This is a genomic window from Mucilaginibacter sp. OAE612 (genome assembly GCF_041806395.1).
Classification (GTDB): Bacteria; Bacteroidota; Bacteroidia; order Sphingobacteriales; family Sphingobacteriaceae; genus Mucilaginibacter; species Mucilaginibacter rubeus.
In genome coordinates this window covers 6492267-6518457 of sequence record NZ_JBGMUW010000001.1, presented here as the reverse complement: position 1 = coordinate 6518457, position 26191 = coordinate 6492267, and the positions used below count along the sequence as shown (strand labels likewise).

Sequence of the window (26191 nt, the reverse complement as noted above, 5' to 3'; positions counted from 1 at the left end):
ATTAACGTTACAATCGCGGCTTAGCAGCCAGTACTATCGGCGTCGTTTCCACAAGCTCAAGCGATTTAACCATATCTTTTGTGGTGCTTTTGTATTTTTTAAAATGAGTTGTTTGCAAATGGGCCTGGTAAGCGGCGGCATCGGCATAAATTTCAAAAACTGTTATGTGGGTGGGGTTATTCTTTTCGGCTACTGCGTATAGGATTAAAACGCCGGGTTCAACGCGCACAGCGGTTTCGGCATGCTCTTTAAGCGCAGCCATATAATTCTGCAATTGAGCAGAATCAATTGCAAGTTTGGCTATGCGTACCACATTGTTTTTATCCTGGGCGGTGGCACTATGTGGCGAAGATATCGATAACATAAAAATTATTAAAACTGATAGCAACCCGCTGCCAAAAGCTGGTATCCATGCTGTGCGGGTATGTTTTCCTGTTGGTTCTGAAATTTCATTTATAGCTTCCATTTTTTACTTTTTATAAATAACTCAACCACCATTTTCCTTTGTTGGCCTGTTTGTAATCATCATAGCGCTTGCATAAAGGATATAAGGCCATTACTATTCCAATCCAAACAAGATACGCAACCGGCAATGAAAACCCGTAGCCCTTCAGGTTTGTTGTAAACCAGATAGGTTGTTTCAGGAACCAGATCGTCCAGTCCTGCCCGGGCGTAAGCGCTGATGCGATAATTGCTATCAGGTGGATTATATAAATATGAATAAGGTAATAAAACATGGGCACCCTGCCATATACCGAAACCACTTTTACAACAGCTCCTTTTGATTTTTCGGTGAATGACAGGAACAGAAAGGCCGCACCCAGCGTCAACAGCAGGTACAACAACGATGGCGGATATTTATTTACCTTAATAAATGACAGGATGGTAAATAATGTATTTTTCTGTACGCTCCATTTCACCGGATCTCCATACAGGTTGGTATAACGTAATACAATAAACAAAGCAATACAAGTGGCGCCGGCTATCCATAAGTTTCGTTGCCTTTTGCCAACCTCATAGCCCGCCGTATACCATCCGCCTAAACAATAACCTAATGACATAACCGCCATTAGGGGTACAATGGGATACCCTACCAATAAAATTTCCTTATGCCAGGTAAAAAACTGCTGGTCATGAAGCAGCGACCAGCCAAAAGCCGGCAAAGTGCTGCCCGGCACATGAACGCCGTCTAAAAGATTATGCCCCAATATGATTATAACGCTAATGCCCAGGATCAATTTTTTAGGCAGATGGATCAATGCCGCCAGTATGATCATGCTTAAGCCCAGCGCCCATATAGTAATAAAGAAAAACATGGGAAATGTGATATTGAAGTTCCAGCCGAAGTTAACCACGAACATTTCGAGAAATATAAGCCACAATCCCCGTTTTACCAGGAATATGGATAACTCTCTTTTAGTTTTCTTTTGCCCGATGAGGTATGCCGATGTTCCGGCAAGCAGCATAAATATCGGGGCGCAAAAATGAGTGATCCACCGGGTGAAAAACAATATGCCGCTTGTTTTTGTAAGGTCAAGCGGATCATAAAAAAATGATCCGGAGTATAAATAGTCCCTCACATGATCAAGTGCCATAATAATCATGATAGTACCTCGGAGAAAGTCAATAGAGGTTATCCGGTTTTTTATAATTGCGCTCATTCAGGTTTTTTATGATGAAGTTACTATTTATATAGATAGATTTTAACGAATGCGTATTTCTTGACATTGGCATTAAGAGCACAATCCATTTTCCGATGCATGATGCATCTTTCCAGTTACCATTTTTATGTAACTATTTTAACTAAAATGATGTCTTGTAGTTATGAAACTACTCCAGGCATTCTTTTTGACCTTATTCACATTGTTGCTACCCGCCGTTTCCGATGCGCAAACCGGAGGTGGTAAAATTTCGGGGATAGTTTTAGATGATGCTAAAAAACCGCTCGATGGTGCAACCGTAACCTTGCTTATCGCAAAAGATTCTACGGTTGTAAGTACGCTGCTTACCCATCCGGACGGCAGTTTTGCCTTTCAAAATTTAAAAGATGATACTTACCTGGTTAAGGCAACCTATATGGGCTATAAAAATTACCGAAGCGCCCCTGTAGTTCTCAACCAGCAACAACCGGTTAATTTACCGGCATTCATTTTACCCTTAGCGGGCAAAACGTTGAATGAAGTAGCTATAACCGGTAAAAAATCTTATGTTCAGCAAAAAATCGACCGCACAATAGTTAATGTAGGCGCATTGATATCCAATACCGGCGCTAATGCTTTGGAAGTGTTGTCAAAAACGCCTGGCGTGCAAATAGATGCCGATGGCAATATTACCTTTAAGGGGAAAAGCGGGGTGCTGGTAATGATTGATGATAAACCAACTTATCTTTCGGCTGCAAACCTGGCCACGTACCTGCGTTCTTTACCATCTTCGTCTTTGGACCAGATAGAGCTGATGGATAATCCGCCGGCTAAGTATGATGCGGCAGGTAACGCGGGCGTAATCAATATCAAAACTAAGAAAAACACCACCAGGGGATTTAATGCGGTAGTGTCTGCCGACTACGCGTTGGGTTTTTATTACCGCAATAATGAAAGCATCAACCTTAATTACCGTTTCGACAAAGTTAACCTGTTTGCTAACCTTGCTTATAATAAACAAAGAACCTACCGAAGGCTTGAAATTGACCGCGATTATTTTGATATGAACGGGGACCAAATCTCCTCGCTAAAAGATATTTCCTATTTCAGACCGACAAGCAACAATACCAATATTAAAACCGGGATGGATTACTATGCATCGCCGAAAACAACCTGGGGGGTGGTATTTACCGGCACTTTATCGCACGACCATGACAGCAGCCCTGTAAACAGTTTATTATATGGCAAAAACGGCCAATTGGATTCAACCATTAATACCCTCAATACTTCCAAAAACAGCTTTAAAAGCGGAGGCATCAACCTAAATTACACCCATAAATTTGATAGTGCCGGCAGGGCGCTCACATTCGACCTGGATTATATCCGCGATGTATCGGGCAGTAACCAGTTGTTTGTAAATAATACCTTTTTGCCCGATGGCACTTTAACAAACTCAACCACGCTGAGCGATAATCTACCTGCTACTATCAATATCTACTCTGCAAAAGCCGATTATTCCCATCCACTCAAAGGCAAGGCAAAGCTGGAGGCCGGCGTTAAGAGCAGCTATGTAAATACGGATAATGCCGCCAATTACTTTAATGTAATTAATAACGTAAGCACTATTGATTATAACAACACTAACCGTTTTTTATATAAAGAGAATATAAATGCCGCCTATGTTAATTTCAATAAAAAATTAGGCCGCTTCGCATTACAAACCGGCTTGCGGTTAGAGAACACCAATGGCAAGGGGCATCAATTGGGTAATGTTCAAAGGGCCGACTCGTCTTTTGCTAATCATTATACAAACCTGTTTCCAACCGCGTATTTTTCCTATAATCTCGATACAGCAGGACATAAAGTATTGGTCCTTTCTTACGGCCGCCGGATAGGCCGGCCGAATTATGGAAGCTTAAACCCATTTACCTTTTTTGTAGACAAGTTTACCTATTTTTCAGGCAACCCCTTCCTGAAACCACAGTTTACCGATAATTATAAACTGGCCTATAGTTTCAAAAGCCTGTTTACCGTTGCGGTTGCATATAATTATACTACCGATGTCCAAAATGAAACCATTCACAAAAATGGCAACGTATTCATCAGCACCACCGGTAACATAGGGCAACGGAAAACACTGGATTTTTCTGTCAATACCAATCTTCAGCCGGCCAAATGGTGGTCGGTCAATTTATATGCCGAGGTATATAATAACACCTACCAGGGCATGTTTTACTCTGGCTACCTCCATCAATCTCAAAGCACATTTAGCGGCAATGGCAATAACCAATTCACCTTATCAAAAACCTGGAGTGCCGAATTAAGCGGCTTTTATGATAGCGGCGGCACTTACGGCCAGTTTGTTACGATACCCAAAGGCATGCTCAATGCCGCTATTCAGAAAAAAATATTGAATAACAAAGGTTCAATCAAATTAAATGCACGGGATATCTTTCACTCGTTTCGCCCAAGCGGTACCATTACCAATATTGAAGGAGCACATGCAACCTTCCATAATTTTTTAGATACCCGGGTGGTAACCCTTGCCTTTAACTATAGCTTCGGCAAATTAACAAACGTCCCTAAAAAGCGTGATACCGGCGGTGCGGATAGTGAACAAAACAGGGCGCATTAGTTTCAATATTGCCCGGAAATTAACAAGTACAGCATATTCTGATCCCCTTAAAAATCACGCTTATTTGCAGAGCGTTTTATTTTACCAAAGAGATAATAAAGAGCCAGGGCAAGCATAGTCCAGTAGAATGCGAACCCGATAAGAAAAAACGGGGGCGGCGTATCCGGCTCTTGCCTTAAAAAGTTAATAAAAGGTATCAGGGGCTCTATCAAAATAACTTTAACAGGTAATAAAATCATGGAAACCACATTCCTCCAGCCTGTTTCTGATCCTGTTCCCTGGAAAGACTCGCCATTCCCGGGAAAGAGCCTCACTTCCGATAAAGCAAGAGCATTAGTGATAAATTGAAAGGCAAACGCAGAAACGAGGAAGAGCATAACAAACTTTGTTCTTGAAGTTTGAGTTTAACGATACTGTAATTTAATTTAGCTCAATGGAGTTGTTAATAGAAAAAATTAAAAGTTATGTCCCGCTCTCTTTCGATGACGAAGGTATAGCGCGCACTTTATTTCACAAGAAAACTCTTAAAAAGGGCGAGCATCTGCTTAAAGCAGGCGATATTTGCCGCTACGTTGTTTTTATCGAAACCGGGCTTGTGAGATATTATATTAACAATGATGGAGTAGAACAAACCAATTACTTTAACAAAGAAAACGAGTTTGTGTGCGACTATATAAGTTTCCTGCCCCAAACTCCCTCGTACGTTAATATACAGGCACTGGAGGATACCACTATCTGGGTGATCAGTTACGTTGGTATGCAGCAATTTTATAATGAGGTAAAAGCAGGCGAAAGATTTGGCCGCCTGGCAATAGAACAGGTATTTGTAAGTGTAATCAGCCAGATAGGTTCTTTATATACCGATTCGCCCGAAACAAGGTATGCGAAGTTCTTAAGTGAGTATGCCGATATTGCACAGCGTATTCCTCAATACTATATAGCCTCCTATGTAGGTATTAAACCACAATCGTTAAGCCGTATCCGTAAACGGATCTGGGATAAGCATTAATTAACCTGGGTGAATGGATGGAAGATTTCCATTGCCCAATTTTGTACTGTTAAAAATAACAGTACATGAAAACAATACACGAAACACAGCAATGGGGCATCCGGTCGGCATCCTTTTGGATGACCCTGTTCATTGCAGTGGGCATCATTTTTATTGGTGTCCGCTTTATAATAAACCCTGCCGCCGGCGCTATAGGCTACGGTATTCCCATCATTAATAACGATGATTTACCATTTGGAAGAATAAAAGGCATCCGCGACATTTTTTCGGGAGTGGTCCTGCTACCCCTTTTATTGTTGCGTATGCGCAGGGCAACAGCCTGGGTATTTACATCAGCAATAACTGTTCCGGCAGCCGACTTCCTCATTGTGCTTTCAACAAACGGCCCATCGGATATTTCTCACTTAATGATCCATGGGTTAACCGCAGTTTATATGGCTATCACCAGTTTTTTATTATTTAAATCTTAATTAATTTTATGAATTCCTACACGCTTTTACAAATATGCCTCTTTATGCACCTTACCGGTCTCACACTAATGGCGGGAACCGATATTGTTGCGTTTGTTGCGTTCAGAAGCATTTTAAAAACCTATCAAACTAATAAAGATGCCGCAGTACACCAAATTGGTATACTATCCAGATTTTCCGTTTTACTACTTATCGGCGGTATACTGTTAGTACTTTCAGGAATGGGTTTCCTGATTATTACGCATAATGCCTTCGGCAATCAGCTATGGTTTAAAATTAAGATGATATTTGTACTTGGGCTTGTGCTTAACGGCATGCTAATGGGGCAAAAGAGCGGCAACCGGCTTAAACAAAGTTTGACAACAGGCAACAATGTGAAAGCCCGGCAGGTTGAAGATGCTATCCGTACTATGATCAGGTTTCATTTTATACAGCTTTGCATCTTCTTTATTGTGGTGCTAATGGCCGTTTTTAAGTTTAATTAAGTTGGAAAGTTGCGCCTTCATGCAAAAACAAAAGCCTCAAATCTTTCGACTCGAGGCTTTTGACTTTTTTCTGAGGTAGCGGGAACAGGACTCGAACCTATGACCTTCGGGTTATGAGCCCGACGAGCTACCAACTGCTCCATCCCGCACTGTTTTGATAGTGCAAATGTACAATAAGTTATCACATCCGTTTGTCATAAATGGTAGTATACTGTTAATAGTTACTTAACATGCTATCACCTAACTTATTAATTTCGTTGACATAAGTCAATTTCTTTCTTACTATAAGTCAATGTGTGGCGTTTGGGTACTTTGCACCTTTGTGATACCCCGACCGATGAACGGACAGGATCATAAAATTTCAAAGAAATGAAAACCGCTAAAGAATTATTGCTCAGCTATCTTGAGCATGTCAATAACCCCGATACAGCTATTGAACTTTTTGCCGACGACGCAGTGTTCGAGCTTCCCTACCTTGCAAGTTTAGGTTTACCCTGGCAATGGAAAGGCCGGGACGTAATATATAATTTCCTTAAAAACTTACCCAAAACATTCGGCAATTTTAAATTTCAAAACATCAGGATCCATATTGATACACCTGATCAGGCCTTTGGCGAATATGATGTGAACGCTATAGTCAATTCGACAGGTCGGGTTTATCCGCAAACCTACATGGGGCGCGTGGTTGCCGAAAATGGTAAGATCAAACTGATCCGCGAAGCGCTTGATATGGTTGTAGTGGCCAAAGGAATGTTTCCTGACGGGCTGGCACACTTAGCTTAAAGCTACTTACGAGCCTGGGCCCTTTTTTAAAAATTACAATTAACCATATCTTCCTTGGTTGTCCAAACCTGTTTTTCTTAGATTCATTGCCTCAAAAATGCTTCGATCAGCGTACAAAGGCCTTAACTAAAATTGTTGAGGCCTTTGCAATAATCAGGTACGCTATCATCAATTAGCCACATCATTATTTTCAATCCCCGTTTTGTTTTTATTGATCCTGTCTTTTAAGCCTCCAAAATTGTAGTTTAGGCTGATGCTGAACGACCTGTAATAATTCGTGCTTTGGTAGGTTTGATTAAACTGCGGGCCAAATGTTTTGCTTACACTGTTGCGGTATTTGGTAAACGGATTTTTGATCCCCCCAGAGATACTGAACTTATTTTTTACAATATCCTTGTTGAAATTGAACGCGCTGTAAAAAAAGCCGTTGGTGTACCCCTGTAAACCTGTAGAGTTGCGGCTATTTATACCCAAATCGGCATTCAGGGCCCAGCCATGGTTCAGGCGTACTACGTTTGATAGCGTGGCCCCATACATCAGCAGGTTATTGTTCACTACTTTTCCACCGGCCTGGCCTTGCAGCCATAAGTACATCATGTTACCATTGAGGCTTACATTGTAAATTTTAGTTACAGGATAACTAAGGTTAAAATTAACGCCTGCACTGCTGGCCTTGCCGGTATTAGCATAGGTAACTTGTGTAACCTGGGTAGCCCGGTCAAAATTAACAACCTGCAAATCGAGGTTGTTCATGAACGAATAGTCGAGCCCGATGTTTATTGATAATTTTTTATTGCTGCCATACCCAAGCTGGATATCGTTCAATAAAACAGGTCTCAGGTTTGGGTTACCGGTAATTTCATAATTGGGGTTTGAGCGGTCAACGTAAGGGTTAAGCCTATTGATGCCTGGTCTCCTGATCCTTTGCGAAAAACCGAAGTTGATACTGCTTTCGTCTTTAAATCTTTTACTTACCGAAACAGAAGGAACAACGTTAAAATAATTTTGATCGGCCACAGATGCTGTACTCATGAAATTGGCACGGATCACGGTTTCCTCAACCCGCACACCGGCATTGATGTTCCAACTGTTTAAAGCCAGTTGATAGGAGTTATAAGCGCTAAACACATTTTGAGTATTGGTAAACGCGTTTGACTGCGCTACGTCATGCTCATATAAACCGGTTGTTTCATTTAATGAGCTATAGCTAAAATCGCTGCTGTTATTCCTGAATATAGCTTTAACACCGGCATCAATGGTCATTTTATTTACCGGGGTAACAAAATCAACCTGTACAGTGTGTTCTTTAAATTTTTGTTTATCGCTTTGTTGAAAATTGGGGCCTGGGAAATTTACCCGGTCAAAAAATTGAACGTCGCCATTTTTGTTATTTGTGTTGCCGCTGTACATATATGAAAATGTAAGCAGCCTGTTTTTAACTCCCTTAAAGCCCAATTCATAATTGATCCCGGCATCAATGCCATGGCTGGCGGCTTTATTATTGTTTTGAAAACGGTATTGCTCAGGCTTACTATCGCCGGTCAGCAGGGACGACTGCCCGTTATGATCGGTTGCGCGGCTGCCGTTATAATTGAACTGGGCGGTTAACAAATTCAGTGTATCTATCTGCAGGCTTAATTCGGTGCCGAAATAAGCGGTTTTATTATTTGAACGTTGATAACCGGTTTGCGCCAGAGTTGTACCGGCAGTATCAACACGTTTGTTGGTATTATAGGTTTGCGGCGAATTGTTGATGCTGCCACCGCCAAAAGCAGAAACACCAAATTTGCCTTTTTTAGCCGTAACAGAACCTCCGATGCCGGGGCCACCTGTAGGCAAGCTTTCATTGATATTTACAGAACCATTGATACCATCGTTGACTTTTTTGCTGGTGATGATGTTAATGATGCCCGCCAAGCCTTCGGCATCATATTTTGATGGCGGTATGGTGATCACCTCAATCCGCTCAATGGTTGATGCCGGGATGCTTTTTAAAACGGCTTTAAGGTTGCTTTCCAAGCTGCCGGAGGGTTTACCGTTAATAAGCACTTTAAAGCTTGCATTTCCTTTGAGCAGTAAATTATCATCCCCATCTAATGACAGGTAAGGAATTTTCCTCATCATACGTAGTACATTATTTCCCTTACTTTCAGGATCCGCCTTCAGGTCGTAAATTATTCTGTCGGCCTTTTGCCTGATAATCGGTCTTTCGGCGGTTATGGCAACCTCTTTCAGGTTAGTCATTACATCCCTCAAATAAACCGGTTTTAGCACCAGTGTTTGCTGCTGATGTGTAAGATCGAGGGGTATTGTTTTTGAGCTATGGCCAATAGCGTTAATCGACAGCGAATAGCTTGACGGTTGTACCGAAGCAAAACTGAAGGAGCCATCGTCTTTAGTAACAGCAACCATAATGGTTTCATTGGCAGCATTCTTTAGCCGTACGGTTATCAATGACAAAGGTGCTTTAGTTACCGAATCAGCAATATCCCCTTTTACCTGCACCGGGGTTTGGCTATAGCTATTGAGGTTATAAATGATTAACACAGCTATCATCATGATTAACCGTATTGCTATTTGTTTAGTTTTCATATTTGTGAGGGTGTTAGATTTTGGTTGATTTTTTAGGCAAAGGATTCCCGGAGAGAAATTTCTCTCTTTAAAATTTGATGGTACAGGCGGCTAAACCGCCCGCTTAGTACAATAAATCAGGCTGATTATTTAATTCTTACGGCGGCGAAGCAGCAGGTAATAGATTAGAAAGCCGGCTGAGATAAAGATCATTTCAACGCCGTAAGGAACGGGCGAATCTTCGGCACTGTAGGGAATGAATTGCATTACTATAAAACCTATACCGGCGCAAAGGAGGATGAGCCCCCATTTTAAGGCTTCGTTGCCTGAGTTTAACTGGGCCAGAAATTTCACGCTGTTCTCATCCAGCGGCCCCGATTTAATAATGCGTTTTTTCAGCATGTAATTATAAAGGGCAAGTATGAATATGGCAATCAGTATAAAGAATATGATGATTACGATGAATGGCATTAACTGTTTCATGATCTTGTTTGTTTAAGTATTTGCTACAGTAGTCAGCAGATGGCTTGTGCAGGTTGCAATTATTTTAAAATATTTTTTATTCTTTTTTGCAACCGCTAAACCTTATATATTGACTACTGTAATATGTTTAATGAACACGAGGTTGTATCCAGAATATTAAATAAAGATCTCCGGGCTTTTGAACTGCTGGTAAAGCAGTACGAAAAGCTGGTTTTCTTTGTGATAAACCGGCTGGTGCAAGACCAGCAAAACAAGGAGGATATATGCCAGGAAGTTTTCATTAAGATTCACCAAAACCTGCACCGGTTTGAGTTTCAGTCGAAACTATCAACCTGGATAGCACGTATAGCCTACTTAACCGCTGTAAACTATTTAAAAAAGAACAAGAACAATCCCCCTGCCGAATATCCAGAAAATATTGATAATTATCATTTTACAGATGAAAACCCCGAACAGGAACTGATAAAAAAAAATACCGCAGCTTATGTTAACCTGCTTATTGAGCAAATGCCGCATCAATATAAAACAGTGTTAACGCTATACCACCTAAATGAGTTTTCATGTGCTGAGATCGAAGAGATCACGGGCATCCCGGAAGGAACAGTGAAAAGCCATCTTTTCAGGGCGCGGAAATTATTGAAAGAGAAAATTGAAAAAGACCTTAAGAAAGAAAATATATGAAAGAGCTGGATGACGACGAATTACAGGAACTATTGAACAGCGGCTTGGTTCCGGATAACAAAACACTTTCGGAAGAAGATAAGAACGACCTGCTCGCTTATCAAAACTTATTTACCGCACTGGGTACCGAGCCAAAAGAAGGCCTGCCTATGAGTTTTGCCGCTAACGTTAGGAGAAAACTGCAGGAGCAAATCAACCGTAAAAACGATCTGCGCTTTAACTTGTTGGCGCTTGGGATATTTGCAGCGGGTTTGGCCTTGGCCTATGGGTTGCTATCGATAATGAGCCCAGAAAGCGGTGATATGTTTTTAAATGCAATTATCAGCTTTAAATGGCTGTTATTAACACTGGTTGCAGGATTTGTGGGCTATCTTTTTATTGATCAGAGATTGGTAAACAGGAGTTATTAAGAACTGGGAAACGTAGAGATCATCATTGCGGATGAGGGTTAACACAAATCCAGAAACAAACTATCAAGTAACTGATAATCAATTAAATAAAACACAACAGGGGTTACACATCTCACAATGCGCAGAGCGGGCTTACATGTTTTGCAACCTGCAAACGGGAGACGCATGTGATGCGTCTCTACATTAAGATTAACGGGCTTCTTCTAACGTATCAGGAACAGCATCTTCGTCCTCTTCCTGTGGTTGAGACTCTTCCTTAAACACACGGATGGTTTTAATATACCTGCGTTGGTAACGTTCGTTCATGGCGGTTTCAGTAACGCCATTTTCATCACCCGATGTAGAATGGATAAACACCAATGGTTCACCAGGTTGTGATATCACAATACCAATGTGGCCTGCGCTGCGGTAATTGTGACTGCGGGTTCCGGTAAACAAAATCAAGTCGCCAAATTTGGCCTCCTTAATATCAATGCCCTTAACCGGTGTAAAATCCGATGAGCTGCGGGGGATAGAGATGCCGAAATGAGTAAAAACATAATTAACAAAACCTGAGCAATCAAAACCTTTTTCCGGGTTGCTTGAACCATACCGATACCTAACGCCTTTCAGGGTTTGGGCAAATTCAACCAGCTCGTCGGGTGTGGTTTCGCCAGTTTCATAATTGGCCTCAACTTCGGCATAATGATGCCTCAACCTCGCATGGCTATGCAATTTTACCGTTTTATTTGCTTTATGTTTTTTTGATGCGTGAAGTACGGCAGGCTTCACCGGCTTCATAAGTGATAAACAAGCTACAAGGAGGAGTTTGGAACCAATTACAACATGCATGTTGTAATGATAAGTAAAAATTTCCACGGATAGTAATCAAGATGTAAAAAAAAGATGATTGAATCTGATACTATTATTTCATTTGCTTCATCAAAAAAAGCAAAATGGGTGTTAAAATAACAATTAATAAAAACATTATTTACAATCCCCGTGGGACTAAGTTCAACTCGCCTGTATGCTAATTGAGCAGTAAAGCCCTTAACTAAAGCCCAAAAACGACAACATTTTAAAACCGGTATTCCGTTACTTGTTTAGATTATATGGCGTAGCCTCGTTCATGACCGTACAAATGATAAAAGAGGTCAGCATCACAAAAGTGCTTGGTGCCACTGCCGCCATCATCGTTTATTTGTTCAAAAAAATGCATCAATGGCTGCAATCTTATGTTTATCGCATCAACATTAGCGTGACTACTATTTGCTGCCGGCGGAATAACTGCAATAATTATTGCAATGGCAAAAATGGGTTTCCGGCCAATAAAGGCGGCAATGGCCAACCCGGTGACGAATTTTGGAAATGAATGCTATTGCTCAAGGGATACATTCCAAAATTATTGGGTCTTATTAATTATAGATATATTGCCTTTATTTATCTCTACATCAAATAACGCCATAGAAGGAATGGCATTATTTGATGCATCCCTGGCTGGATTCCATGCGGGTGCTTCCTTTATTAAGGACCTCAATTTTTGGATTATAGCATTGTTGTCAAATGATTCCTCCGAAAATTGCCTTGTTATCAATGGTTTCAATAGTTTTCCCTCAGTTGAAACTTCGCTTCGGTATGAAAGCCTGATTGTATAGCCTTTCGGAATAATTTTGGTGATCTGATTCTTTAAGGAATCTGCGAATGCTGTTGTGATGGCCGGTGATTTATAAGACTGCGCCCAAATAGATTGAGAAAGAAATATTATAAATATCAAAACCACATTTTTTTTCATGCCTTAAAATTATAAAAACTGAGTGCAATTTTCTATTCCAAATTCCCCGTCAATATCAATTGGTCGTTTAAAATTAACCGGAGAGTTTTTCGTTAAACAGGGATTGTAATTAACGCAACCAGAATCCTTTTATCTCCTAAATTAATCGTTAAATAAGATAATCTGTGGTAAAATTATTAACAACCCTTGAAAAAAGGCAGGTCAGCGCGTAAACTTGTTTTTCAAACAAAAAGCCTCAAATCTTTCGATTCAAGGCTTTTCATTTTCTTCGTAGCGGGAGCAGGACTCGAACCTACGACCTTCGGGTTATGAGCCCGACGAGCTACCAACTGCTCCATCCCGCACTATATTTGTGCTATATATTTGAGATCCGGCCATAACCCCGGAAAGGTGCTTCCAATTATCAAAATGCAAATTTGCACTCCGTTTTAATTGGACTGCAAAGATATAATTCGTTTCTTTGCAGTCCAAATATATTTTTAATTATTTTTTTATGGCTCATCAGGCAGGTTTTGTAAGTATAATAGGTAAACCCAACGCAGGGAAATCAACCCTTATGAACGCGCTGGTGGGCGAAAAAATGTCCATCATCACCCCTAAAGCGCAGACCACACGCCACCGCATTTTGGGTATTGTGAATGACGAAAACTACCAGATCGTGTTTTCGGACACCCCTGGTGTTATCAAACCGCACTACGCCCTGCACGAAAGCATGATGCACCAGGTTGACGGCTCTATTGTTGATGCCGACCTTATTTTGCTGGTTACCGACATTTATGAGGAATATGATGAAGCAGACGTTCTTAAAAAATTGGAGCGTTCATCAGCGCCTCTTGCCGTACTCATCAACAAAATTGACCAAAGCGATGAAGAAACCGTAAAAAAGAAAGTTGAATTTTGGCAGGAAAAATTAAACCCTAAAGCCATCTTCGCCATATCGGCACTGCATGGCCACAACATCAAGGCCATTATGGATTTCGTGATCGAAAACCTGCCGGAGCATGCCGCTTATTACGAAAAAGATGCGTTAACTGACCGTAACGACCGCTTCTTCGCTTCAGAAATGATCCGCGAACAGGTGTTTAAGCAATACAAGAAAGAAATTCCGTACAGCACCGAGGTTATTGTAACCGCCTTTATTGAGGGCGAAAAGCTTTACCGCATCAGCGCCGAGATTATTGTGGAACGCGAATCGCAAAAGAACATCATCATAGGCAAGGGCGGCGAAATGTTAAAAATTACCGGCACCTATGCCCGCCGCGCCATGGAAGACTTTTTTCAGCAAAAGGTTTTCTTGGAAATGTTTGTAAAAGTGATCCCCGACTGGCGTACCAAAAAGAATTACCTCAAACAATTCGGGTACGAATAGAAAGAACAGAATCAAGACTTTTAGAATCAAGATGCAGGATAATCCAACATCTTGATCTATCATTAATAAAAATTAAAAATTTCGTAGAAGCATTTGTTAAGTTAGATAGATTTGTATTCCTGAATCTTGATTTCTTGCATCCTGACTCTTAATAAAAAAGCATGAGTAACATAGTAGCCATTGTGGGCAGGCCCAACGTAGGCAAATCAACATTATATAACCGTTTAACCGAAAGCCGCAAGGCCATTGTTGATGACTTTAGCGGTGTCACGCGCGACAGGCATTACGGCGTTGCCGAGTGGCTTAACCACAATTTTACCGTTATTGATACAGGCGGCTATGTAGCCAATTCCGACGATGTTTTTGAAACCGCCATTCGCGAGCAGGTTGATATTGCCATTGAAGAAGCTTCAGTGATCCTTTTTGTTGTTGATGTTACAACTGGTATTACTGATCTGGACGATGAGATTGCCAACCGCCTGCGCAAAAGCAATAAACCTGTTTTTGTGGTAGTGAATAAGCTGGATAATAACAACCAGGTTGCCGATGCCATGGTGTTTTACAGTTTCGGCCTTGGCGAAATCTACAGCATTTCATCAATGACCGGCTCAGGTACCGGCGAACTGCTCGACGAAGTGGTAAAACACTTTGAAGACGAAGTACTTGAAGAAAACACCCGCCCTAAATATGCCATTGTCGGTCGCCCTAATGTGGGTAAATCATCTATCATTAACGCACTTATCGGTAAGGACCGTAACATTGTTACCCCTATTGCCGGTACCACCCGCGACTCTATCCATATCCATTATAACCAGTATGGTCATGATTTTATGCTGATAGATACTGCCGGGATGCGTAAAAAAACCAAGGTTAAAGAAAACATTGAGTTTTACTCGGTAATGCGCACCATCAAAGCGCTGGAAGAAGCCGATGTAATTATCCTGATGATTGATGCTGTTGAAGGCTTTGAATCGCAGGACATCAATATCTTCCACCTGGCCGAAAAGAACAAAAAAGGCGTGATGATTGTGGTAAACAAATGGGATTTGATTGAGAAGAACAATAAAACCGTCAAAGTATTTGAAGAGCAGATCCGCGATAAAATTGCTCCCTTTAGCGATGTGCCTATTGTATTTACTTCTGTTACCGAAAAGCAAAGGGTACTAAAGGTGTTAGACGTAGCCAACCAGGTTTACCAAAACCGCGCACGTAAAATCCCGACTTCCAAACTGAACGAGGTGATGCTGCCTATCATCGAAAACTATCCTCCGCCATCAATAAAAGGTAAATACGTTAAAATAAAATACATTACCCAAATTGCCGGCACTTCGCCAATGTTTGCGTTTTTCTGTAACCTGCCGCAATACGTTAAAGAACCTTACTACCGCTTTATCGAAAATAAACTCCGCGAAAATTTTGATTTTTCGGGCGCGCCGATACAGGTTTGGTTCAGGCAGAAGTAAGAACCTTGATTTTTAGGATTTGAGGATTACCTTGAATTTGATCTATCAAATCCAGACTTACAAAGTTTCACCACCGCGTCATTGCGGGGAACGAAGCAATCTCCTATTTGAAGGTACGCCCTGCTTAGTCCGAGATTGCTTCGTTCCTCGCAATGACGTTTTTTACCCCCTGGTTGTTACATTTCCATCTCCCTCTGCGTAATACTACTAAACCTCAATACTTTACACTTCATGAAAAAGTTTTACTGTTTAGTACTAATAGTACTGGCTGCTTTTACGGCATGCAAAAAAGGTGAGCTATCATCTGCCGGCGAAGAAGATAATGGCTGCATCAGTCGCGTTAAACGTGATTATAGCGACAGCAATAAAGTTGAGCTGGCAGCGGCCATTAAGCTCCTGCAAAAAAACAACATCCCGGTTAACGGCCTGGTGATATACAGAGTAATTTTAAATGATAGCATAAGCAATAATGGCCCGCTTAATATCTACCAGCATGTTATAGCTTATGAAGAAAGCAAAGGTTTGCCCATCTTTAATTCGGGAATAGGCTATCATTTTAGGAACGAGGTTTTTTCAACTACCATTGGCCGGCGCTATGGCACACTTAGCCTGAATACTAAGGCAACGGCCCCGTTGCCCCAAATACGTAAAATTTTTATTGATGCTTTTAAAAAAGATGGCTATACCATTGATAACCATGTTAATGAATCATCATGCCTTAATGCGGAGTTCGGATATTATAACCTAACGCCGGACACGCCTGATCAGCCGCATTTTGCCAAAGTATGGAAGGTTACTTTTATGAATTACGATTATCCGGTGGCCTACATTCAGGATGATAACCGAAAACTATTATCCTATTTCAACGGATTATTAACACTGAACAAAACCAATAAAAAATAAAATACCGGCGCCCTATTGGCATTTTTTTATCCAGCCGGCGATTCTACTTTGTCAGTTCAAAAACACAAAATGCAACATGGTTGCATTTTGTGTTTTTGTCATTTACCTTTATCCATAATTAATCGCAATATCATATGAAGGATTTTGATGTGATCATTATCGGCGGTAGCAGCGCCGGTTTATCTGCAGGCATGGCTTTGGGCCGTGCCATGCGTAAAGTGTTAATTATTGATAGCGGCATGCCCTGCAACCGCCAAACGCCACATTCGCACAACTTTTTTACCCGCGATGGTCAAACTCCGCACGAGATTTTGACTATTGCCCGTGAACAAACTCTAAAATACCCAACTATCACGCTGCTCCATAGTGAGGCAGCTCAATGTACACCAATAGCTAACGGTTTTGAGGTTAGTACAATATCCGGCGAAACATTCAGCGCAAAGAAGATTATCCTTGCTGCCGGTATTAAAGACCAAATGCCCGATATTCCCGGCTTCGCCGAATGCTGGGGAATATCGATTATTCATTGTCCCTATTGTCATGGTTATGAATACGGGTATCAGCCTACAGGTATATTTGCTAATGGCGAAATGGCTTTTGAGCTGGCTAAACTTATTTCAAACTGGACAAAAGATCTCATTCTGTTCACTAACGGAAAATCAACTTTAACCGAAGGTCAGCAATCCATTATCAGTTATAATAATATACAAATTATTGAGGGGGAAATAGCAGCGTTTGATCATCATGACGGCCAGATAACTACCATCCATTTGCAAAATGGCTCCGAAATAAAACTTAAAGCATTATATGCGAGGCTCCCATTTGTGCAACACAGCGATATTGCATTACAATTAGGCTGCTCATTTACCGATCAGGGCCATATCCAGGTTGATGCACAGCAAAAAACAACGGTACCCGGCGTTTACGCCGCCGGTGACAGTGCTTCGGGCATTCGCTCCATAGCCAACGCGGTTAACAGCGGCGGCATGGCAGGCGTTATGGCAAATTTGGAATTGATTAATGAGGTTTTCCTGCCGGGAAAGTAGCATCAATTCAATTGCAGTGCAGACTTACGAAGTTTTGAAAACTTCGTAAGTCTTTTTCATAGTCATGAAATCCTCAAATCAAGAGAATCAGGGTTCGGATCCTTACTGCTCCAACCCTTTTTTAAAGGTTACATCATCGGTGTTGATCACTTTAAAGTAGGCGTTATCACCCCATTTAAAGCGGGCCGCCTGGGCTTTCAGGATTGTTTTTATCGGCTCCCTGGAGATCTGTACTTCGTGCGAATCCATTTCTTTAATGGTTTGCGAGGCATACAGTATAAATTTATCGACCTCGTCATTACTAACAGCATATTGAGTTAAAAACTCAGCTTCAGTCGGGTATTTTTTAAGCAATTGCTGCTGGCGGTCAACAACGTAAGCGGTAAATAATTGCTGCTGGCTCAGGTCCTGGATAAGCGGGGTGAATTTGCTGGTATCCGCCGGTACAAAAACATCGGGCATAATGCCTCCGCCGCTAAAAACTTTACGCCCGCTTGAAGTATGGAATGATGGGGTGCCTTTAAAAACACTATCGTTAAGGTTGCTTTGTTCTGAAAAAAGTTCACCTTTTTGCATGCGCTGGGCAAGTTCATTGCGATAACTGTCAACCCCGTTTTTGTATGATTTCTGGATAGAGCGGCCCGAAGGGGTATAGTACCTGGCCACTGTTAAATTAACTGCTGAACCATCGTCAAAAGCAAACTGCTGCTGTACCAAACCTTTACCAAATGATCGCCGACCAACAATAGTAGCCCTGTCAAGGTCCTGCAGGGCCCCTGCTAAAATCTCACTGGCCGAGGCCGAATATTCATCAATAAGCACGGTAAGTTTCCCTTTCTGAAACATGCCCGAATCGGTGGCAAAGTAATCAGTACGGGGCTCGTGAATACCTTTGGTATAAACTATCAACTTTCCATCAGTTAAAAACTCATCGGCTAATGAAGTAGCAGCATTAAGGTACCCACCGCCATTGCCTCTCAGGTCGAGCAGCAATTTATTCATACCGTCAACTTTTAGCGCCGTTAAAGCCTTTCTGAAATCGAGGTCGGTAGTGGCCGAAAACTTGCTGATCTTGATATAGCCGGTGTTAGCATCGGCCATATAGGCAGCATCAACACTGCTCAGGTCAACATGCCCCCGTTTAACCGTAAGTATTTTTAAATCTTTGTTCAGCGGAGGCACAACACTCAGTTTTATTTCAGCATCCTTTTCGCCCCTGAAAACACTATTTATACGGGTGGCTGTTAGCTTGCTGCCCGAAAACTTTTTATCGTCGACATTGATCACCTTACTGCCCACCAGTAAGCCCGCTTTTTCGGCCGGACCGCCGGCATAAACCTGCGTAATGATCAGTGTATCACGAAGTAACTGGTATTCGATACCGATACCGTTAAAACCACCGTCTAACCGTTCATTGATGGATTGCGCCTGCTGCTGCGGTAAATAAAGCGAATGCGGATCAAGGTTTTGAAGCAGGTTATTTACCGACACGCCTTCAATACTATCGATATTAACGCTGTCAACATAGTTGCGGTCAACCAGTTGCAACACCTTTGCTATTTTACTATTGCTCACAAAGGAGAAGCCAAGGTTATGCGCGGCAAAATCCTTGTTAAGCACCTGGCCTATCATCACCCCTACCAGCAGCAGGATTATTGTCCGGAAAATTACACCCGCGGTCCTCTTCATAACTTATTACACACAAAGTTAATAATTGCAGGGTCAATAATTTTTACCCGCACCCTTGCATTTGATGATTTTTACCGAATTTTGTTATAAATTATTTGAAAATAGGCTATGGAAACCACCACCGAAAGGGAATCGCACTATAAAAACCTCGAAAAACAGACCGTAAGGGAAATTTTAGAAAACATTAATAACGAGGATAAAACGGTTCCGCTGGCTGTGGAAAAGGCATTGCCACAGATAGAAGCCCTGGCAACTATCACCGCAGAAAGGATGAAAAACGGCGGACGTTTATTTTACATAGGCGCCGGTACCAGTGGCCGTTTAGGCGTGGTTGATGCTTCGGAATGCCCGCCAACATTCGGCGTTCCGTTTGATATGGTGGTGGGCTTGATAGCAGGCGGCGATGGCGCGATCCGCAAAGCGGTAGAATTTGCTGAAGACGATGCTGTACAGGCCTGGAAAGATCTGGAAGCTTTCGACATTAATGATAAAGACGTGGTTATTGGCATAGCCGCTTCGGGCACTACACCGTATGTGATCGGCGGCTTAAAAACAGCTAATGAGCATAATTTAGTTACCGGCTGTATTGTTTGTAACAGCGGCAGTCCGGTAGCGGCTGTGGCACAGTACCCGGTTGAAGTAGTAACAGGCCCTGAGTTTTTAACAGGGTCAACCCGCATGAAAGCAGGCACGGCGCAAAAATTAGTTTTAAATATGCTGAGCACAAGCGTAATGATCCAGCTTGGCCGCGTAAAAGGGAACAGGATGGTTGATATGCAATTGAGCAACCACAAATTGGTGAACAGGGGCACCCGCATGGTAATGGACGAAACCGGGCTGAACGAAGAAGAAGCAGCCGGGTTACTGAAACAATACGGCAGCGTACGAAGCGCTGTTGATCATTATTTAAAAAAATAAACTGAATTTGAAGATGTGTTGATTTGGAAATTTGAAGATGCTTGTATTCGATAAATTCTCAAATTCAAAAAATTCGGGTTCAGACAATTTGAAATCAAAAACATGCACGATATTGAACCATATTACCGCTGGAGAGACGATTACGTGGCATCAGAAGATGAGTTTTCGCCTTTCTACGCGACAGAATACAGCGAGTTTGAATTTGACAAGCAGGTATACAATTACCTGCTGCACCCGCAATGGGACTCATTCGGCTCCAATACCCTTTATTTAAAAGTGCTTTTTGCCGATTATGATAAAGGCTACACTATTATTGAGCTGATAGGTGAATGGAATGACGCCATAAACAACGACATTATGCTGCTGAAGCGTGAGCTGCTCGACCTGATGATAGATAATGGCATCAGCCATTTTATCCTGATCGGCGAAAACGTACTCAACTTTCATTCAAGCGATGATTGCTATTACGAAGAGTGGTTCCAGGACGTGGAAGACGGCTGGATAGCAGGCATCAACTTCCGCGAACACGTGATAGACGAATTTAAACACAGCAATATCGACTATTACATCAATTTTGGCGGCGAACTCGATAGCCTTGGCTGGCGTACCCTGAAACCCATACAGGTTTTCAAAAAGGTTGAAGAGCAGTTGATGAGGAGATTGAATTAGGGGTACAGAGTCAAGAAGCAGGAAGAACAGAAATCAAGACTGCAAGAATCAAGAGACAAGACATTTCGGAAAACTTTCCTGTTTCTTGACTCTTGATTCTTGCAGTCTTGCTTCTTCATGCTGTATTCACCTTTTATTTATATATTCGTACTATAATTTTTAACACAAAATGGAATTTAAAGAATCTAAATACAACTTCGATAATGTAATCGAAGTTAGGGATCAATCAGAAGTTGCTTCACGCAGGTTTATGGCCGGCGTTTTCAGCTGGATGTTCGTTGCACTTGGCGTATCAGCGATAACAGTTTATCTATTTTTGAATATGGGCCTGATCAGTCTGATCGTTGCACCAACAGGCGGTCTTACAGGTTTTGGCTATTTTGCGCTGTTTTCGCCACTGGCGTTTTCATTGGTAATGCAATTTGGCTATAACCGAATCTCTTATCCGGTATTGGTGCTGCTTTTCGTAGCCTATGCAACGCTTATTGGCATCAGCTTAAGTTTGATATTTCTGATCTACACATCTGCATCAATATTGGGTGTTTTCATTACCGCATCAGTAACTTTCGGTATTATGGGCATTGCCGGTTATACTACCCAGATGGATTTAACAAAGTTTGGTTCAATCATGTACATCCTGTTCATTGGGATCTTTGTAGCTTCATTAGCTAACTTCTTTATGCACAGCGAACAAATGAGTTACATCATCAGCTACATAGGCATAGCTGTATTTACTGGTTTAACTGCCTACTATATGCAAATGTTAAAACGCATTGGAGCAGGTATTGAATACGGTGATGCAAGCTCGAAAAAGCTGGCCCTGATGGGTGCGCTAACATTGTACATCACACTGATCAACCTGTTTTTTATGCTCCTCCGTTTATTCGGCAGAAGAAGATAATCTCATTAAGAAATTCAATCATAAAGCTGCCTCCGCAAAAGGCGGCTTTTTTTGTTTAACAATGTGGCTTAGGCATGATATTTAGCGTATGTTATACACTTGCAAATGATAACTTTATTGCGCAACTTTGCACTGCTTATGGAGAAAGACGGAGGGATTAGACCCTGCGATGTCTTAGCAACCTGTGCTTCACAAGGTGCTACATTCTACCAGGCAGCAATTACGCGCCCGGACAGATAAGCGAAAGTCATAACAACACCCGACTTTTCGAGATAAGCTGTATTTAGATTTGAGATATTAGACGTGAGATTTGAGATAGCTTCGGCTCTTTCAATCGCCTGTTTAATGTCTTTTTATCAGATATATGAGGTGAAAGACATGATGTTTTAGCAAGGTTCTCTCCGCTAAAATCTCACGTCTCAAATCTCATATCTCACATCTCAAAAAATGGACATTAGAAAAGAATTACAGAAACGCATCCTGGTGATTGACGGAGCAATGGGTACCATGATTCAAAGGTACCAGCTTACCGAGAAGGATTTTCGTGGCGAGCGTTTTCGCGATCATCATAGCGACCTGCAGGGCAATAACGACCTGCTCAATATCACGCGCCCTGATATTATCAAAGCCATCCATGCCGAATATCTTGATGCCGGTGCGGATATCATTGAAACTAACACTTTCAGCACACAGGTAATTTCCCTTGCCGATTATCACCTGGAAGAACTGGCCTATGAACTAAGCTACGAAGGTGCACGCATTGCCCGCGAGGTAGCCGACGAATATACCCGGCGCAACCCTGCAAAGCCGCGTTTTGTTGCCGGTGCCATCGGCCCAACCAACCGTACTGCTTCCTTATCGCCAGACGTTAACGACCCCGGATATCGCGCCGTTACCTTTGATGACCTGGCCGAGGCCTATTATGACCAGGTACGCGGTTTGGTTGACGGAGGATCGCACCTGTTGTTGGTTGAAACTATCTTTGATACACTGAATGCAAAAGCAGCCCTCTTCGCCATAAAACGTTATGAGCTGGAATGTAAAGCTGCAGGTAAGGATTTTCCTGCTTTCAGGGATTCGGGCGGTATCATGATCTCAGGTACTATTACCGATGCTTCAGGCCGTACCCTTTCCGGGCAAACTGTCGAAGCTTTCTGGAACTCGATAAGCCATGCCAACCTGCTATCGGTAGGCCTAAACTGCGCTTTGGGTGCCCGGGAAATGCGCCCACACCTTGCCGAACTTTCTGAAAAAGCAGGCGTATTTATTTCGGCCTATCCAAACGCCGGCTTACCCAACGAGTTTGGCCAGTACGACGAAACTCCGCATGAAACCGCTCACCAGGTTGATGATTTTATCAAAGCCGGCCTGGTTAATATTGTTGGTGGCTGCTGCGGTACCACACCCGAGCATATTAAGTGCATTGCCGATAAGGCTGCCAAATATCCGCCCCGCCCTATCCCTCAAATTGAGCCGGATATGCGCCTGAGCGGCCTGGAAGCGGTCACCATTAAACCCGAAAGCATTTTTGTTAATGTGGGTGAGCGTACCAATATCACCGGTTCACCAAAGTTTTCCAAATTGATCCTTGCCGAAGATTATGAGGCTGCTTTATCTGTTGCCCTGCAGCAAGTTGAAGGCGGCGCACAGGTTATCGATATTAACATGGATGAGGGCATGATTGATTCGGAGGCTGTGATGGTAAAATTCCTGAACCTGGTTGCTTCTGAACCGGATATAGCCAAACTGCCTATTATGATCGACTCATCCAAATGGACGGTGATTGAGGCTGGTTTAAAATGCGTACAGGGAAAAGGTATCGTGAACTCTATCTCCCTTAAAGAGGGCGAAGAAAAATTTAAGGAACAGGCCCGGAAAATCTTAAGCTATGGTGCTGCCACCGTAGTAATGGCCTTTGACGAAACCGGTCAGGCTGATTCATTGGAACGTCGTATCGAGATCTGCAAACGATCATATGAGATCCTGGTGAACGAAGTAGGTTTTCCGCCGCAGGATATCATTTTCGATCCGAACATCCTAACAGTTGCTACCGGCCTGGAAGAACATAATAACTACGCGGTAGATTTTATTGAGGCCACCCGCTGGATCAAGCAAAACCTGCCGCACGCTAAAGTGAGCGGCGGTGTAAGTAACATTTCGTTCTCGTTCAGGGGTAATAATACCGTGCGCGAGGCCATGCACTCGGCATTCCTGTACCATGCCATTAAAGCCGGTATGGATATGGGGATTGTAAACGCCGGCATGCTGGAGGTTTACGAGGAGATTCCGAAAAACCTTTTGGAACTTGTAGAAGATGTACTCCTTAACCGCCGCCCGGATGCTACCGAGCGCCTGGTGGAATTTGCCGACACCATCAAAAGCAAAGGAAAAGAAGTTGTACGCGACGAAGAATGGCGCAAAGGCACCGTTCAGGAGCGCCTCTCCCACTCGCTGGTAAAAGGCATTGTTGAATACCTTGACGACGATGTGGAGGAAGCCCGCCAGGCCTACAGCAAACCACTTGAGGTTATTGAAGGTCCGTTGATGGATGGTATGAACATCGTAGGCGACTTGTTCGGTGCCGGCAAGATGTTTTTACCACAAGTGGTAAAATCAGCCCGTGTAATGAAAAAGGCGGTGGCTTACCTGCTGCCTTTTATTGAGGAAGAAAAAAAGAACAACGTAAATGCTGATCAGCGCGCCAACGCCGGCAAGGTGTTAATGGCCACCGTAAAAGGCGATGTACATGATATCGGCAAAAATATAGTTGGCGTGGTGCTGGCTTGTAACAACTTTGAGGTGATTGACCTTGGGGTGATGGTGCCCGCGCAACGCATTATTGAAGAGGCTAAAAAGCAAAACGTTGATATCATTGGCTTAAGCGGATTGATCACCCCATCGCTTGATGAAATGGTGCATTTTGCCAAAGAAATGGAGCGCGAAGGATTTACCATCCCGCTAATCATTGGTGGTGCTACAACGTCGCGCATTCACGCAGCCGTAAAAGTGGCGCCGCAATACTCCGGGGCTGCCATTCACGTTTTGGACGCTTCGCGCAGCGTTACCGTTTGCAGCAATCTAATGAGCAAGGACAACCGGGATGCCTATATCCAGGGCATTAAGGATGAATATGCCAAAGCCCGTGAGGCACATGCCAACAAAAAATCGGACAAGCGTTTTGTAACTATCGAAGAAGCCCGTGCTGGTAAATTCCAGATTAGCCTGGATGGCGATGTGGCGCCGAAACCCGCATTTACAGGCACCAAAGTATTTGAGAATTTCCCGCTGGAAGAGTTGCTGCCTTATATCGACTGGACGCCATTTTTCCATACCTGGGAACTTCGCGGCAGCTATCCGAAGATCTTTGATGATAAGTTTGTAGGCGTTGAAGCCAAAAAACTATTTAACGATGCGCAGGTATTGATGAAACGTATTGTTGACGAGAAACTGTTCACTGCGAAAGGCGTGATAGGTTTCTGGCCTGCCAACGCTGTAGGTGATGATATTGAATTATATACCGATGAAAGTCGCACAACAGTTTTAAATCACATCCATACCTTACGCCAGCAGGCCGAAAAGGTGAAGAATGATCCGTATTATGCCTTGTCAGATTTTATCGCGCCAAAAGAAAGCGGTGTGCCCGATTATTTCGGCGGCTTTGCGGTAACAACCGGTTTAGGTTGTGATGAATTGGTTGCTGAGTTTGAGGCCGATCATGACGACTATAACAGCATCATGGCCAAAGCCCTTGCCGACCGCCTTGCCGAAGCCTTCGCCGAAAAAATGCACGAGTTGGTACGTAAGGAATACTGGGGCTATGCCAAAGGCGAACAGCTAAGCAATGCCGACCTTATTAAGGAAGAATACCAGGGCATCCGTCCGGCACCGGGTTATCCGGCCTGCCCGGACCATACCGAAAAAACCACCTTGTTTGAATTACTAAAAGCAGAAGACAACGCAAACATGCACCTAACCGAAAGCCTGGCCATGCTGCCGGCCGCATCGGTAAGCGGTTTCTACTTCGCACATCCGCAGGCAAGATATTTCGGCTTGGGTAAAATCAGTAAGGATCAGGTTGAGGATTATGCTATCCGTAAACAAATGCCATTGGAGGATGTGGAAAGATGGCTAGGGCCGAATATTAATTATTAGCCCCCCTGCCCCCTAAAGGGGGAGTAAGGAAAGAAACGACAAAGCGAGGGCTTGTGCGGTTCCCCTCTTGAGAGGGGTGGAGGGTGTGTTAACAAAGCGATAATAAACGCCGCATAACACACCCCTGCCAACACACAAATCCA

23 protein-coding genes, 2 tRNA genes and 1 riboswitch are annotated in these 26191 nt (G+C 42.8%); of the genes, 16 read left to right on the top strand and 9 right to left on the bottom strand.

Translation table 11 applies throughout. The features are described 5' to 3' along the window. Positions 1–7: 7 nt before the first annotated feature. Positions 8–466, bottom strand: a complete 459-nt coding sequence (locus ABID99_RS27405) for a putative quinol monooxygenase (RefSeq protein ID WP_373615750.1) — start codon at positions 464–466, stop codon at positions 8–10. A 10-nt stretch (positions 467–476) separates the two neighbouring features. Then, complete coding sequence (locus ABID99_RS27400) at positions 477–1661, bottom strand: DUF1624 domain-containing protein (protein ID WP_188834096.1); 1185 nt, start codon at positions 1659–1661, stop codon at positions 477–479. Between the two features lie 163 nt (positions 1662–1824). Here ABID99_RS27400 and ABID99_RS27395 point away from each other — a divergent pair, with 163 nt between their 5' ends. The 4 genes from ABID99_RS27395 to ABID99_RS27380 all read left to right on the top strand — a co-directional run bounded on the left by ABID99_RS27395 (position 1825) and on the right by ABID99_RS27380 (position 6239). Continuing rightward, on the top strand, positions 1825–4275 hold the full coding sequence (locus ABID99_RS27395; RefSeq protein ID WP_373615749.1) for an outer membrane beta-barrel protein: 2451 nt from the start codon (positions 1825–1827) through the stop codon (positions 4273–4275). Positions 4276–4708: 433 nt separating this feature from the next. After that, positions 4709–5284, top strand: coding sequence for a Crp/Fnr family transcriptional regulator (locus ABID99_RS27390; RefSeq protein WP_090533738.1), 576 nt, complete (start codon positions 4709–4711; stop codon positions 5282–5284). Between the two features lie 65 nt (positions 5285–5349). Further along, positions 5350–5754, top strand: coding sequence for a DUF4267 domain-containing protein (locus ABID99_RS27385; protein WP_090533736.1), 405 nt, complete (start codon positions 5350–5352; stop codon positions 5752–5754). A gap of 8 nt (positions 5755–5762) precedes the next feature. Further along, positions 5763–6239, top strand: coding sequence for a hypothetical protein (locus ABID99_RS27380; protein ID WP_373615748.1), 477 nt, complete (start codon positions 5763–5765; stop codon positions 6237–6239). Between the two features lie 76 nt (positions 6240–6315). Here the strand turns inward: ABID99_RS27380 and ABID99_RS27375 are convergent. Beyond that, positions 6316–6388, bottom strand: a tRNA-Met gene (locus ABID99_RS27375). Positions 6389–6608: 220 nt separating this feature from the next. On the opposite strand from ABID99_RS27375, the gene ABID99_RS27370 reads away from it, so the two are divergent. Next, positions 6609–7022, top strand: coding sequence for a nuclear transport factor 2 family protein (locus tag ABID99_RS27370; RefSeq protein WP_112656261.1), 414 nt, complete (start codon positions 6609–6611; stop codon positions 7020–7022). Between the two features lie 168 nt (positions 7023–7190). On the opposite strand, the gene ABID99_RS27365 is transcribed toward ABID99_RS27370, so the two are convergent. Together ABID99_RS27365 and ABID99_RS27360 are read right to left on the bottom strand one after the other, a co-directional pair. Then, positions 7191–9614: an outer membrane beta-barrel protein gene (locus ABID99_RS27365; RefSeq protein WP_373615747.1), complete on the bottom strand. Its 2424-nt coding sequence runs from the start codon at positions 9612–9614 to the stop codon at positions 7191–7193. Positions 9615–9743: 129 nt separating this feature from the next. Next, the gene (locus tag ABID99_RS27360) at positions 9744–10076 is read right to left on the bottom strand and encodes a DUF6249 domain-containing protein (protein WP_090533723.1); all 333 of its coding nucleotides are present in this window, start codon (positions 10074–10076) and stop codon (positions 9744–9746) included. A 123-nt stretch (positions 10077–10199) separates the two neighbouring features. Here ABID99_RS27360 and ABID99_RS27355 point away from each other — a divergent pair, with 123 nt between their 5' ends. Together ABID99_RS27355 and ABID99_RS27350 are read left to right on the top strand one after the other, a co-directional pair. Beyond that, complete coding sequence (locus ABID99_RS27355) at positions 10200–10757, top strand: RNA polymerase sigma factor (RefSeq protein WP_090533720.1); 558 nt, start codon at positions 10200–10202, stop codon at positions 10755–10757. Further along, positions 10754–11167: a hypothetical protein gene (locus tag ABID99_RS27350; RefSeq protein ID WP_090533718.1), complete on the top strand. Its 414-nt coding sequence runs from the start codon at positions 10754–10756 to the stop codon at positions 11165–11167. Before ABID99_RS27355 ends, ABID99_RS27350 begins: the two co-directional genes overlap by 4 nt. Positions 11168–11356: 189 nt before the next feature. Here ABID99_RS27350 and ABID99_RS27345 read toward each other — a convergent pair whose 3' ends face one another. Continuing rightward, positions 11357–11947 (bottom strand): C40 family peptidase, encoded by a 591-nt coding sequence (locus tag ABID99_RS27345; RefSeq protein WP_373615746.1) that lies wholly within the window; start codon positions 11945–11947, stop codon positions 11357–11359. A 298-nt stretch (positions 11948–12245) separates the two neighbouring features. Here ABID99_RS27345 and ABID99_RS27340 point away from each other — a divergent pair, with 298 nt between their 5' ends. After that, a complete protein-coding gene (locus tag ABID99_RS27340) occupies positions 12246–12518 on the top strand; it encodes a hypothetical protein (RefSeq protein WP_373615745.1) in 273 nt (90 codons plus the stop codon). Between the two features lie 30 nt (positions 12519–12548). Here ABID99_RS27340 and ABID99_RS27335 read toward each other — a convergent pair whose 3' ends face one another. Beyond that, entirely contained in the window at positions 12549–12938 is a 390-nt protein-coding gene (locus tag ABID99_RS27335) for a hypothetical protein (protein ID WP_373615744.1), read from the bottom strand. Between the two features lie 271 nt (positions 12939–13209). Continuing rightward, a tRNA-Met gene (locus ABID99_RS27330) sits at positions 13210–13282 on the bottom strand. Positions 13283–13431: 149 nt separating this feature from the next. Here ABID99_RS27330 and era point away from each other — a divergent pair. From era to ABID99_RS27310, 4 genes are all read left to right on the top strand, one after another. Then, the gene (era, locus tag ABID99_RS27325; RefSeq protein ID WP_090533711.1) at positions 13432–14307 is read left to right on the top strand and encodes a GTPase Era; all 876 of its coding nucleotides are present in this window, start codon (positions 13432–13434) and stop codon (positions 14305–14307) included. Positions 14308–14468: 161 nt separating this feature from the next. Next, positions 14469–15770, top strand: a complete 1302-nt coding sequence (gene der / locus ABID99_RS27320) for a ribosome biogenesis GTPase Der (protein WP_373615742.1) — start codon at positions 14469–14471, stop codon at positions 15768–15770. Positions 15771–16001: 231 nt separating this feature from the next. Then, on the top strand, positions 16002–16673 hold the full coding sequence (locus ABID99_RS27315) for a hypothetical protein (RefSeq protein ID WP_373615741.1): 672 nt from the start codon (positions 16002–16004) through the stop codon (positions 16671–16673). A 134-nt stretch (positions 16674–16807) separates the two neighbouring features. Continuing rightward, complete coding sequence (locus ABID99_RS27310) at positions 16808–17719, top strand: NAD(P)/FAD-dependent oxidoreductase (protein WP_373615740.1); 912 nt, start codon at positions 16808–16810, stop codon at positions 17717–17719. A gap of 102 nt (positions 17720–17821) precedes the next feature. Here the strand turns inward: ABID99_RS27310 and ABID99_RS27305 are convergent, their stop codons facing one another. After that, positions 17822–19408, bottom strand: a complete 1587-nt coding sequence (locus ABID99_RS27305) for a S41 family peptidase (protein ID WP_373615739.1) — start codon at positions 19406–19408, stop codon at positions 17822–17824. A 108-nt stretch (positions 19409–19516) separates the two neighbouring features. Here ABID99_RS27305 and murQ point away from each other — a divergent pair, with 108 nt between their 5' ends. From murQ to metH, 4 genes are all read left to right on the top strand, one after another. Further along, a complete protein-coding gene (gene murQ / locus ABID99_RS27300) occupies positions 19517–20326 on the top strand; it encodes an N-acetylmuramic acid 6-phosphate etherase (protein WP_354485449.1) in 810 nt (269 codons plus the stop codon). 102 nt (positions 20327–20428) lie between these two features. Beyond that, complete coding sequence (locus tag ABID99_RS27295; protein ID WP_176626583.1) at positions 20429–20995, top strand: hypothetical protein; 567 nt, start codon at positions 20429–20431, stop codon at positions 20993–20995. A gap of 169 nt (positions 20996–21164) precedes the next feature. Beyond that, complete coding sequence (locus ABID99_RS27290) at positions 21165–21896, top strand: Bax inhibitor-1/YccA family protein (RefSeq protein ID WP_176626581.1); 732 nt, start codon at positions 21165–21167, stop codon at positions 21894–21896. Positions 21897–22029: 133 nt separating this feature from the next. Continuing rightward, positions 22030–22139, top strand: a riboswitch (SAM riboswitch). A gap of 204 nt (positions 22140–22343) precedes the next feature. Continuing rightward, a complete protein-coding gene (gene metH / locus ABID99_RS27285) occupies positions 22344–26048 on the top strand; it encodes a methionine synthase (RefSeq protein WP_373615738.1) in 3705 nt (1234 codons plus the stop codon). The last annotated feature ends 143 nt before the right edge of the window (positions 26049–26191 follow it).